The following is a 12,059-nucleotide window of genomic DNA, read 5'->3' as shown; positions in this document are numbered from 1 at the left end:
GGGCCGCCAAGCATTAGCCCATCCGAGTAGATTTATGACTTTCCGGTTAACGTTGCAAGTTATAAAGCACGTCGTTCGCTTTATCTTTCGCATCTTCTTTTTTGATGGCGCCTTGTTCTGACCTTTCCTGGCCGAATTTGGTAATCATGTCTTCCCAACTCGAATATTGCTCATAGCCTTTGAAACCGGCATTCTTACGCTGTTGGTAGATGTCTCTGCCTATATCGATGATTTCGAGCGGGGTTTTACCGTCAACAGCTTCCAAAAATCCGGCATCGCTTTTTTGCGCATCGCGGATGGTCCAAAACGACACTTCGAATTCGATGCGCTTTTCGGCCGGCAACCGTTCCTTCAGCATTTTGACCGATTTATAGGCGGTGCGGATATTGTGACCGTTGACTTTTTCGCCTCTTCCGCAGGCAGATAAAAGCGTACAACTCAGCACGAAAATAAGGAATACAGAAATTTTTTTCATTAGGCTGCCTCTGTGTGTTACGGATCGGAGTTAAGTGGTTTTTGTTTGCTTTTTGTTGTTAATTTATAACGCCTGATCTTCAAAAAACTCGGTAAAATGATCGGTCATTATAACCCAAGCAAAGTCTTATGCTGGAATTTATCCAATTACTGAAGCAGCGTTATCAGACGATTTTACAGCAGGCCCGTCTCGAATCCGTCAAGACGGTTTATCAGCAACGCATCGATCAGTTGCTGATGGCGGAAGCGTTTTTACGCAAGGGCGCACTGATCGATTCGACGCCGCTGCCGCCATTGCAAATCGCGGTCGTCGGGCCGACGCAGGCAGGCAAAAGTACATTGGTGAACGTGCTGCTGCAGTCCGGCGCGGCCGGGGTCAGTCCGCTGGCGGGTTATACGGTGCATCCGCAAGGTTTTTGCCATCGGGTCAGACGCGAGGATTGCAGCGGCCTGCAACGTTATTTCGGGCGTTTTCAGCAATTGTCGCCGATGCAATTGACCAAAGAGCGGCACGATTGTTTTTCGTTGTCGGACTCGGCTTCGCATTCTTCCTTGTTGCCCGAATGCGTGCTGTGGGACACGCCCGATTTCGATTCGATCGACTCGGCGACTTATCGCGAAGGCGTGATCCGGACCATCGCGCTAGCCGATGTCGTCGTGCTGGTGGTCAGCAAGGAAAAATACGCGGATCAGTCGGTCTGGGATATGATGGCGACGCTCGAAGCCTTGCGTCAGCCGACTGTGATCTGTCTGAATAAACTCAACGAAGGTTCCGAAGCCCTGATCGTGCATTCGTTACAAGAAAAATGGCAACTGGCCCGGAAAGATCCGTTTCCGGACGTCGTGCCGCTGTATTATCAGAAACAATCCGGCTTGCCGGTCTGGCCCGAGGCCCAGCAGGCCTTGCTGCCGCGGCTGGCCAAACAGGTCTCCTATAAGAAGCATGCGCGTTACGAGCAGGAACTGCTGCACTATTATTGGCCGCAATGGCTGGAGCCGATTAATCACGAACATCAGGCGCTTAATGACTGGCATCAGCTGATCGAGCAAATGATCAAACAGGCGCTGGACAATTATCAGCGTGATTTTTTGAATCATCCGCATCATTACGAAACCTTTCAAATTGCCATGGCCGAGCTATTGACCCTGCTTGAAATTCCCGGTTTAGCCAGCGTGCTGGCCGGTACGCGCCGGGCTTTGACGTGGCCGGTCAGGCAATTGATGAAGCTGGGCCGCAAGAAAGCCTCGTTGACCGAAACCAGCCATGAAGTCGCGCTGCTGAATCAGATTGCCGAACATGCCTTGCTGCAAATGGCCGATAAATTGCGCGACAAGGCCGAGGAGCATCAACAACGCTTGTGGTGGCGGGATATGAGCGCGGTGTTGCGCAGCAGGCGTCCGGAAATGCTGACCGATTTCGATGGCGCGGTCAGGCATTATCACCTGACCTTTCAACAGGACGTCGAAAGCGCCGCGCACCGATTGTACCGCAAACTGCAGGAACAGCCGTTATTGCTGAACAGTCTGCGCGCGACGCGGGTGACGACCGATGCGGCGGTGATTGCGTTGGCCTTGCATACTGGCGGCATCGGTGTGCACGATCTGGTGATCGCGCCGTCGCTGTTGACGGTGACCTCGCTGTTGGCGGAGAGCGCGATCGGCAGTTACATGCGTAGCGTCGAGGCCGATTTGAAAAAGAATCAGTTGAACCAGGTTAAACAGGCGCTGTTCATCGAGGCGCTGCGCGACAAATTGTTGCCTTTGCCGAAACAATTGTCGGGGCTTTCGCATTTTAATATTACGCCCGAGCAATTACAGGAAGCGGAAAACCACCTGAAGGAAAAACGCCATGGCTTACGATTACTCTAATTTGGTCGAAAACACTCGGCTGTGGGTTCGGCAGGCGGCGGCCGCGGGATGGATAGACCCGGAGATGCTGGAACAGGAAAAAACGCTGCAGGCTGGCACCCCGAATGCATTGTTTACGGAAGTGCAGGGCCGGCCGCTGTTGGCCGCATTCATGGGCGGAACCGGCGTCGGCAAAAGCTCGTTGTTGAACCGGCTGGCAGGCAAGGCTGTTGCGCGGACCGGCATCGAAAGGCCGACCTCTCGCGAAGTGACTTTGTTTCATCATCGCTCGGTCGCGCTTCAGCATCTGCCTGAAAATCTGCCGATTGCCAGCGTCAAGATTGCACAACATGATGACGAAGCGAAGCGGCACATCGTCTGGATCGACATGCCCGATTTTGACAGCATCGATCAAAACAACCGGCATCTGGTGCTGGAATGGCTGCCGCATATCGATGTGCTGATTTATGTGGTCAGTCCCGAGCGCTATCGCGACGAGAAAGCCTGGCGGCTGCTCTTGGCCGAAGGCGCGCGGCATGCCTGGCTGTTCGTATTGAATCAGTGGGATCGAGGCCAGGTAGAACAATTCGAGGATTTTAAACGCCAGCTCGGCAAGGCCGGTTTTGTCGAGCCGATCATTTTCAAAACCATCTGCGCCGAAGAGAGACAGCCGGATGAGTTCGCGGAACTGGCAGAGACGCTGACCGCCCTGGCGAACGACCATACCGTGCGGCAACTCGAACAACGCGGTTTGCAGGCTCGTCTCGATGTACTGCGGCAGACGCTCGAGCATTACCGGCAGGCCTTGGCGAAGGAGGCGGCGCTCATGACGGTGGCCCCGCTTTGGCAACAGCAATGGCAGCGTACCGTGCACTTGTTACAGGAAGGCTTTACTTGGCCGGTGAAGCAACTGGCCAATTACTATGCGGAACATGCGGTCGGCCTGTTGACGAATCTTGCGGCCGGCAAATACCCGTCGGCCAAGGCCGACGCGATAATATGGGACCCCTGGGCCAAAACCCGCTTCGACGATGCGCTCGATGAATTCGTACTGCAGGCCGAGCAGCGCGGCATTCCCGCGCTCCCACTGAAGCAGCAATTGGCTCCGTTGCGCGACAAGGCGCCGAAAATCATCGAAACCCAGAGCGAACTGGCGGTCAGACAGGCTCTCGCAAATCCCGGCAATGCACTCCAGCGAACCTTGTTAAGCGCGGCGCGCATCGCCGAAATCCTACTGCCCCTGGCCGCGCTCAGTTGGGTCGGTTATCAGGTGTTCACCGGTTTTCAGCAAAGTAATCAGACCCATTCGGCTTATCTGGGCGCCGATTTTCTGATTCACAGCAGTCTGATGGTCGCGATCAGCTGGCTGACGCCCTGGTTCATCGCGAAAAAATTGAAACCGTCTTTGAAAGCCAGCGCGCAGCGCGGCTTGCAAAAAGGTCTGACGCTGGCGTTTGCAATGATCGACGGCGAAGTAATGGCGGCGATCGACCAAGCTAAAGGTTTACACGCTGAGCAGCAAAGGCAGGTCGGAGATCTACTGAGTCAATGCGCCGCCCTAGAAAACAGTGAGAAAATCGCGATCGAAAGCAGCAGCCCATTGTCGCGTATGCTGATTGAATAACCATTTGACTATTATAGGGCGCATGTTAAAGTGTGCCTTCGCCAGTCGCATCACATTGTAATTGCGTTTGCCGCGTACTCTCGAATAGCGCTCGTATAATTATAACAACAGAGGCATTCAACGTGATTCAGCTAACCTATATTAGCACTCCTACCCGCTCCATGAGCAACGACGACCTCATGGACATCCTCAATAACTCTCGCCACAATAATGCTTGCCTCGGTGTCTCCGGAATGCTCCTGTACACCGGCGAAGCGTTCATACAGGTCTTGGAAGGTGAGGAGAAGGTCATTGATGAATTGGTAACGGACATCAAAAAGGACCCCCGGCATAAAGAATTTCGCATCATTGAAAGAAAAAAAATCACGGCGCGCGAATACGCCGAGTGGTCGATGGGGTTCAAAAGGGTGGATAAGGATGACCTGCGTCTCGTGCCGGGATTGAATAAGTTTTTTGAGACCGACCTGAGCGGTAGTTTGAGCGCGGATAAATCCGATTTGATCAACAAGTTGACCCACCATTTCCTGAGCGAAAGTAAAAAGAAAAATATCCACGATGAATTGTCCCTGGATCAGGAGGACAAATTCATCTATTTCCTGCATGCGATGATTCGTTTCGGCGTCAAGACGCTGGCTTTATTGATGATGCTGACCGTGCTCTGGTGCGTCTTCGACGTGATGGTCGTCATTTACCAGGAAATCTTGATTCATCCGATTAACACTCTCGGCAAATCCGAAATTCTGCATGTATTCGGTTCATTCATGATCGTTCTGATCGCGGTCGAAATTTTTATCAATATCACCTTGTATATTCGGAACGATGTGATTCCGGTCAAAATGGTCGTTGCGACGGCGCTGATGGCGGTGGCGCGAAAAATCATCGTCTTTGACTTTCATGACGTCTCGGCAATGCATGTGATCGGCACCGGCTTGCTGGTAATCGCTTTGGGCGGCTGTTATTGGCTGCTGGAGCGCGAGTTTAAAGTGCACTCGGATTAACCGGCCGAGTTTGGTCGTTCCTACAGACTTCGATTGAAGGAAAGGTTATGGAGTTTCTGCAAGATACACTGTTGTTATCACGCCTGCAATTCGCCCTGACCGCAATTTTTCACATCCTCTGGCCGCTGCTGACGGTCGGATTATCGATCTTTCTTGTCGTCGTTGAAATTCTTTGGCTGAAGACAAAAGACCGGGATTATTTTGTTCACGCACGCTTTTGGAGCAAGCTGTTTCTGCTCAACTTTGCCGTCGGCGTGGTCAGTGGCATACCGATGGAATTTGAATTTGGCACCAACTGGGCGCCGTTCTCCCGCATGACCGGCGAATTTTTCGGCAACATTCTCGGCTACGATGGCGCGATGGCATTGATGCTGGAAGCGGGATTTCTGGGCATCATGATGTTCGGCTGGAACAGGGTGCCGGCAGGCATGCATTTGTTCGCGACCATAATGGTGGCGCTGGGATCGTCGCTATCCGCATTCTGGATCATGATCGCCAACGGATGGATGCAAGCGCCCACCGGCGGCCATATCGAGGCCGGGCGCTATGTGGTCGACAGTTATGCCGAAGCCTTGACGAATCCGTATCATTACTGGGGTTATGCCCATATGTGGCTGGCCTGCATCGAGACCAGCCTGCTCGTGGTGGGCGGTGTGTCCGCATGGTACATCCTGAAGCATCGCCATCAAAGCTTGTTCCTCAAATCCTTGAAGCTGGCTTTGGCCGGCTTGTTGGCGGCGGCGCCGTTGCAGATTCTGGTCGGCGATGTGACCGGCTTATACATTTTTGAGTTGCAACCGGCGAAGGGGGCTGCGATTGAGGCGCATTGGGACACCAATCCTGCGGGGCAGGGCGCCGAATGGCATATCCTTGCCTGGCCTGACAAACAAGAACAGGACAATGATTGGGCGATCTCGATCCCGAATGCCCTGAGTCTGATTGTTGCTCATTCGCTGGACGGGCAAGTCAAGGGCTTGAAGGAGTCCGTCCCTACCGATCAGCCGCCGGCGATCGCGCTGATCTTCTACAGTTTCCGGATGATGTTTATCGCGGGATTGGCAATGGCGGCACTGACGCTGGGCAGCGCGTATTATTGGTGGCGGCAACGTCAGCTGCCGATGACACTGGATTTGCCTGCATGGTTATTGAAGACTTGGGTTGCCGCCATACCTTTGGGCTATGTCGCTACCGAATGCGGCTGGATAGTGCGCGAGGTCGGGCGTCAGCCTTGGGCGGTTTATGGTTTGTTGCGCACCGAACAGGCCGCATCGACTCTTCCCGCAAGCGCGGTCGCGACCAGTCTGGGTTTGTTCGCCGTGGTTTATACGTTTTTGTTGGCGTCATTTTTAGTGTTCGCCCGGCGTATCATCATGGCCGGACCGAATGTCGATCAACCGTTGCCGGTATTCATGCTTTCAGCCCATCCCGAGCAAGAAAAGGCATAAACATGGAACATCAAGTCTCTGAATTTTTGATCAATGCCTGGGCGTCGATATTCACCTTGATGTTGACTGCCTATGTGGCGCTGGACGGTTTTGATCTTGGCATCGGAATTTTATCATTGATGGAGCGGGACTCGTCCCGTAAGGCTGTCATGATGGAGGGCCTGAGCGGAGTCTGGGACGCCAATGAAACCTGGCTGGTGCTGCTGGGAGGCACTCTGTTCGGCGCTTTTCCGCTCGCTTATGCAGCGGTTCTCGAAGCGTTGTATGCGCCGGTATTGCTGATGCTGTTCGCGCTGATTTTTCGTGGCGTCGCTTTTGAATTTCGTCTGTATGCGCGTCGCCCGGCCGGATGGCTGTTGGCTTTCGGTATCGGCAGCTTGCTGGCGGCGCTGGCGCAGGGATTCGCGTTGGGCGGTTTGCTTGGCGGCAGGGTCCTTGACAGGGCCGGCAAGCCAGTGGAGTTTTTCGATTGGTTCAGTCCGTTTTCGGTGTTGGCGACCGTCTTGGTAATTAATCTGTATGTCCTGCTTGGAGCCTGTTATTTACTGCGCAAGTCCGATGGGGGCCTGCTTGATTCCGCTCATCGTTGGGCTTGGCGGGCTGTGCTATCGCTGGTTTTACTGTTACCGATTTTTATATGGTGCAGCACCCGGGTAATGCCTTCTGTAGGAGAGCGTTGGGGTGCTGAATCGTCTGTATTCGCAATACTGGCTAGCTGCCTTGCCATTCCGTTGCTGATGTTAATGCGAAGTCTTTATCAACGGCGTAACGGCAGCCCGTTTTTCTGGTCTTTAACTGCATTGATATTGGCGATAATAGGCTTGGTGTTAAGCCATTATCCGTTCCTGGTTCCGGGTTCCATGACACTGCATAGCGCTGCGTCGTCGACCAAAACGCTGGAATTTATGCTCTATGCAGTGGGCGGACTGTTGCCTTTTATATTGGGTTATAACGCTTATCAGTATTATGTATTTCGAGGCCACCTAAAATCGGAACATTGATCCGGCCTCATCGATGATACGAAACCGATCGTCTTGAGCTTGGCGAAAGTTTCGATTAGCGAAGGTTGCCACAAACCGAACGCTAATGCTGAAATGAAACGTATTAGGGAAGATTTTCAAAGCGCGGTTTCGATCGAACGATCAACCAATCCTCGCGGTAGTGCTGTACATAATCGGTTTTCAATGCAAGGCCTTTGATCGGAGGATTCGGTGAGGCATCGATAGAAATCACGTGGCCCTTGAGGTGTTCGTCGAGCCATTGCGGAATATCGCTGTATTGGATCACCGGCATCGGCTCTTTGAGGCGCAGCAAGAATAAAAACTGGCCCTCATATTTGCCGGCCCAGGCGATAGGTTCACCAGCCTTCAGATATTTTTGCAAATGTGTTGCCGCATCGTTTAAATGAAAGGCGTTGCCGGTCGAGCTGAAAAAACCGGCTATGCTGGTCATCAACAGAATGATTACGGATGCCGACAGGGAATACGGCGTCAAGCGGCGGGTTTTGGTTTTCAGTGCGATGCCCGCGACGCCGGTCGCGATGATCGCCAGCGGCCACCAGATTTGCCGGTTTTGCAGCCATTGATAGAGTTTGAGATTCGGTATCATCGGCAACAGCAGAAGGCTGAGACCGAACAAACAAATGACCACGAACGGCAGAAAATCGCCAATGCGCAGGTCGGCCGGTGCTCGTGCGGTCAGCGCCCGGCTCATCAACAGCGCCAAGGCTGGCATTAACGGCAGCAAATAATGCACTTGCTTGCCGCTGATCGCGGAAAAACCGACGATTCCTGCAATAAACCAAATGGCGCAGAAACGTATGGCCGGATCAGCGAAGAGTTCCTTACGGCAGATGACCTGCCAAAACCGCGGCCAAAAAAACCACGGAAATAAAATGAGCGGGGCCAATTCCAGATACCACCATAACGGCCGGCGGTGCGCAAAGCTGTTGACGACCCGGTCGGCTGTCTGATGCCAGAGCAGGGTGCCGCCGAAAGCATTGCCCGCATTCAACACGGCAGGCACGGCCCAGGCTAGGCCGATCGAAATACCGACGGCTAGCGCAATAGCGCCTTGCAGATACCATTTCGCGGGTTCGCGTTTGGCCGTCTCGCTCCAGAATAGGCCCAATAAAAAAGGCGCGAGGATATGCATGAAGACCACGGGGCCTTTCGCCAACAAGCCGAAACCGCAGCCTAGCCCATACAACGCCCAGTGCTTCCAGACCAGGCGCTTGGCGGCTTCGACCAGACCTATCATCGCCACCAGCACGCACAGCCCGAGCAGCATGTCGAACATCGAGCTGTTCAAATAAGCGCCCCAGATCAGGGTGCCGAGCAACAGCCAGGGCGCCTTGCGCATCGCGTCGATATCGCCAGGCCACAACCGGCCGGCCAAAGAGCTAAGCGCATACAAACTAAACAGCGCACAGAGCGGCGATACCATCATCAGCCAGAGTTCATTCACGCCGAACAATGCCCAGCCCAGATTGTCAATCCAGAACAACAGCGGCGGCTTGTGATGATAGGGAATGCCGTTCAGATGGGGTACGAGCCAGTCATGTCGAACCCACATGTCCCAGGCGACCGAGGCATACCGGGTTTCATCGAGAGGAATCAGTTGGTGAAAATAGAGATTGACCAGAGTCAACAACAGCCAGACCGTAAAGATGCCGGCATGGCTCTGCTGCATGAAGGCTCTGCTCTTGATCTGAGCAGCAACGTTATGAGCAGGAAGTCGGTTGTGAGCCATACGGTCGAGATCGGAAGAATCGAGTTGGGGATGTTCCATTGCAAGTAGTCTGGCAAATTAGAGGGCATTAATTTAGTTCAAGAGCTATGCCAAATCTTATTTTGCCAAGCCAATTTTTTATCTGATTGATTAATAAATAATTTATACGGCATGGTAGGGAAAATAACCGGAGGGGAGGGGGTAAAACCACCGTGTGCGGGTGAAATCCACCATTTCGATCATGCGATTTCGGGGGGGGGGGCAGTAAGGGAAAGGTCATCGGATTATTCTTGAGCGCCTGCGATTACCGGCAAACCCTTTGGAGGCAAGAGATCATGCCGTCAGTGTCTTCGCGTAAACCGCCGACATAACAAATAACGCCGTCAGCCAGAGCGCCCCGAAGCGCACGGAAACGTTGCGTGCGAAGAACACGGCATAGGCGGCCTTCAACAAATTGTTGCTGCCGCTAGCCATGACGATGGCCGCGATGATCGCCGATTTGGAAGCCAAAAATTTGCCGCTAAGCAATGCCAGAATGAAGGGGTCGATATCGGTCATGCCGACCGCAATCGCTAGCACACTCAGTCCGTCGCTGCCGAATCGGCTGGTCACATAATGCGTGACGAAGGTAAAAATCACGAACAGGATCGCGAAGATAGCCGCTGTCGATAATTCGAGAGGATGTTGGACGTCGACCGCATTCGCAAAGGGCAATGCCGGCTTCTGATAGCGGCTCAAAACAGCGACTGCAATCGTCGATAGCGCGATGATCAACGCGAACGGCGTCAATAATTCCACGGCTGCATGTCGATTGAACAGAAAGATCAGCGCAAGCAAGCGCAGATACATCATGGTGGTCGCGGTGATCAGGGCGGCCGACACAAGGCTCTCCGCCCCGGACAGATCGCGGGCGCGCCGCCCGATCACGACGGTGGCTGCCGTGCTCGAATAAAGTCCGGCCAACACCGCGGTCACCATCAGGCCGCGGTTCTTGAAGTAATAGTTGTTCAGCAGATAACTCAAATACGAAAAGCCGGAGACGATGATTACCGCCACCCAAACTTGATAGTAAGTGACCGGTAATTCGGACGCGATCGGCTGGGCCGGCAACAACGGTAAAACCACGCCGGAAATGATCAAAAACTTGGCCAGCGTGACGACTTCGTCATTTGCGAGTTGATCCGAGAATCGGTGGATCAACGGCTTTTCGCCGAGTATCAGGATCAGGACTACGACAAACAGGACCAGAAACCAGTTCGGAAACGCAATGGCGACCGGGCCGATCAGATAGATCAGCAAGGCCAGCATCGGACTGAATATCGAGTAAATGCCTTTCGCGGCAAGCTGCCAATAATAGACCAGCAGTAAAACACCCAGCAAGAAAAATCCGGCGGCGAACAGTAGTCTGCTCGGATCGAGCGAATACAGCATGAAGCCCATAATCGCGATCAGCACAGCGGTCCGGGTGCTGCCGAAATGCAGTTGGTATTGATTGATTTGATGGTAGCGTCGGAATTCCAGTCCGACCCCGAACGCAAAGGTAACCGTGATCGCAAACTGGAGCAGCAAGGGCGGGATGGTAGCGGTGAATTCCATAAATCGATCCTCTTTAAATCAGCGGGGCGCCGCTGATGTTGTACCAGTCCAATATGCTTTGCCATATTTCCTCGGCGGTCTCCGCATACCAAAACAAATCGCGGTCTTCAGGGTCGATCACACCTTCGTCGATCAAAAAATCGACATTGAAGGCGTCCTTCCAGAAGCATTCACCTACCAGTACGACCGGTGCCTGCTTTATCTTGCGGGTTTGCATCAGGGTCAAGGTTTCAAACAGTTCGTCAAACGTGCCATAGCCGCCTGGAAACACGACAAGCGCTTTGGCCCGGAGCAAGAAATGCAGCTTTCGAATCGCGAAATAATGGAAGCGGAAACACAGTTCGGGGGTGATATACGGATTCGGAAACTGTTCGTAAGGCAGATTGATGTTCAGGCCGACAGTCAGCGCGCCACTATCGTAGGCGCCGCGGTTGGCCGCTTCCATCAGACCGGGGCCGCCGCCGGTCATGATCACGCAGGCGCGCTCGGGCGCCTGCCGCCGCGAATCGCCGACCAGGCGGCCGAATTCGTGGGCAATATTGTAGTAGTGGCTTTTTGCATAAATTCGTTCTGCGGTTCCGAGTTTTCTGAGCAAGACAGGATCGCCAGGCTTGCTTTCGAGCGCAGCCTTTAGGCCATCGACCTTCCGCTTGGCCTCGCCGGGTTCCTTGATGCGCGTGCCGCCGAACACCACGATCGTATTTCTGATCTGGTTTTCCTGGAGCGTCTGTTCGGCTTTGAAAAAATCGACTTGCAAACGGAACGCGCGCAGTTCGTCCTGATTCAGAAAATCGACATCCTGATCGGCCTGCCGATAGCTGGCGCTGGAAAGTATTTTTTTCAAGCGCTGCGGCGCTTCGGGATCTTCCTCGGCGGCTTTGGGGATTTGCAAGGGTAAGGGTTCCGATCTTTCTCCGGCAATCGGTTTTTGACAAGGCCTTGGATGAGCGTCGTGTTCGTTCATGCTTTTTTATTAAATGGGATCTAAGAAAACTGTTTATTTAAGGTTTAACGGAAGTGGAAAAAACAAAGAGGCCGAAAGGAGGCGCCGATATTTGATCGTATTGCGCGGACTCTCATTCGAAACTATAGCTGGCCAGACAAATTGCTAGAAATTCGGGGGACATTCTTTGCAAATGTACCAAGGCATCATCAAATCCTGGAAGCAGGACAAGGGGTATGGCTTTATTAAAACGGGCGCCGCAGAACAAGACATTTTCATTCATAAGTGCTTAGCAGAAAGTAAATTGGTATTGAGAGCCAAAACCAGCGCCGATTTCATCGATAGCCTCCTCAAGTTCGGTAGGCGTAAACGATTGGAATGGCAGCCACTCGTATTTCATT

General features: G+C 53.2%; 10 protein-coding genes. 6 read left to right on the top strand and 4 right to left on the bottom strand.

What is annotated here, in order from left to right:
- Positions 1-46: 46 nt before the first annotated feature.
- Positions 47-475, bottom strand: coding sequence for a hypothetical protein (locus U2W12_RS11430; protein WP_326500816.1), 429 nt, complete (start codon positions 473-475; stop codon positions 47-49).
- Positions 476-603: 128 nt separating this feature from the next.
- Between U2W12_RS11430 and U2W12_RS11425 the strand changes: the two genes are divergently transcribed.
- Genes U2W12_RS11425 through U2W12_RS11405 form a run of 5 tightly spaced genes read left to right on the top strand, consistent with a single transcriptional unit; the run spans position 604 to position 7,390 of the window.
- Complete coding sequence (locus tag U2W12_RS11425) at positions 604-2,343, top strand: GTPase (protein ID WP_326500815.1); 1,740 nt, start codon at positions 604-606, stop codon at positions 2,341-2,343.
- On the top strand, positions 2,324-3,946 hold the full coding sequence (locus U2W12_RS11420; protein ID WP_326500814.1) for a GTPase domain-containing protein: 1,623 nt from the start codon (positions 2,324-2,326) through the stop codon (positions 3,944-3,946). Before U2W12_RS11425 ends, U2W12_RS11420 begins: the two co-directional genes overlap by 20 nt.
- Positions 3,947-3,978: 32 nt before the next feature.
- On the top strand, positions 3,979-4,944 hold the full coding sequence (locus U2W12_RS11415) for a phosphate-starvation-inducible PsiE family protein (RefSeq protein ID WP_326500813.1): 966 nt from the start codon (positions 3,979-3,981) through the stop codon (positions 4,942-4,944).
- A gap of 47 nt (positions 4,945-4,991) precedes the next feature.
- Entirely contained in the window at positions 4,992-6,389 is a 1,398-nt protein-coding gene (locus U2W12_RS11410) for a cytochrome ubiquinol oxidase subunit I (protein ID WP_326500812.1), read from the top strand.
- A gap of 2 nt (positions 6,390-6,391) precedes the next feature.
- Complete coding sequence (locus tag U2W12_RS11405) at positions 6,392-7,390, top strand: cytochrome d ubiquinol oxidase subunit II (RefSeq protein WP_326500811.1); 999 nt, start codon at positions 6,392-6,394, stop codon at positions 7,388-7,390.
- A gap of 103 nt (positions 7,391-7,493) precedes the next feature.
- On the opposite strand, the gene U2W12_RS11400 is transcribed toward U2W12_RS11405, so the two are convergent.
- The 3 genes from U2W12_RS11400 to U2W12_RS11390 form a co-directional block, all read right to left on the bottom strand.
- Positions 7,494-9,179 (bottom strand): glycosyltransferase family 39 protein, encoded by a 1,686-nt coding sequence (locus U2W12_RS11400; protein ID WP_326500810.1) that lies wholly within the window; start codon positions 9,177-9,179, stop codon positions 7,494-7,496.
- Between the two features lie 273 nt (positions 9,180-9,452).
- Positions 9,453-10,715, bottom strand: coding sequence for a DUF4010 domain-containing protein (locus U2W12_RS11395; RefSeq protein WP_326500809.1), 1,263 nt, complete (start codon positions 10,713-10,715; stop codon positions 9,453-9,455).
- Positions 10,716-10,728: 13 nt separating this feature from the next.
- Positions 10,729-11,679, bottom strand: coding sequence for an LOG family protein (locus tag U2W12_RS11390; protein WP_326500808.1), 951 nt, complete (start codon positions 11,677-11,679; stop codon positions 10,729-10,731).
- A gap of 172 nt (positions 11,680-11,851) precedes the next feature.
- Here U2W12_RS11390 and U2W12_RS11385 point away from each other — a divergent pair.
- Positions 11,852-12,059: cold shock domain-containing protein (locus U2W12_RS11385; RefSeq protein WP_326500807.1), on the top strand; the 208-nt coding region annotated here is incomplete at its 3' end.

This window comes from Methylomicrobium sp. Wu6, assembly GCF_035916875.1.
GTDB lineage: Bacteria > Pseudomonadota > Gammaproteobacteria > Methylococcales > Methylomonadaceae > Methylomicrobium.
This window is presented reverse-complemented; position numbering and strand designations above follow the sequence as displayed.

Bases quoted from the DNA above. Each gene is read 5' to 3' on its own strand.
- U2W12_RS11390 (WP_326500808.1), bottom strand. From the start codon at position 11,679: ATGAACGAACACGACGCTCATCCAAGGCCTTGTCAAAAACCGATTGCC.
- U2W12_RS11395 (WP_326500809.1), bottom strand. From the start codon at position 10,715: ATGGAATTCACCGCTACCATCCCGCCCTTGCTGCTCCAGTTTGCGATC.
- U2W12_RS11405 (WP_326500811.1), top strand. From the start codon at position 6,392: ATGGAACATCAAGTCTCTGAATTTTTGATCAATGCCTGGGCGTCGATA.
- U2W12_RS11420 (WP_326500814.1), top strand. From the start codon at position 2,324: ATGGCTTACGATTACTCTAATTTGGTCGAAAACACTCGGCTGTGGGTT.
- U2W12_RS11400 (WP_326500810.1), bottom strand. From the start codon at position 9,179: ATGGAACATCCCCAACTCGATTCTTCCGATCTCGACCGTATGGCTCAC.
- U2W12_RS11430 (WP_326500816.1), bottom strand. From the start codon at position 475: ATGAAAAAAATTTCTGTATTCCTTATTTTCGTGCTGAGTTGTACGCTT.
- U2W12_RS11425 (WP_326500815.1), top strand. From the start codon at position 604: ATGCTGGAATTTATCCAATTACTGAAGCAGCGTTATCAGACGATTTTA.
- U2W12_RS11410 (WP_326500812.1), top strand. From the start codon at position 4,992: ATGGAGTTTCTGCAAGATACACTGTTGTTATCACGCCTGCAATTCGCC.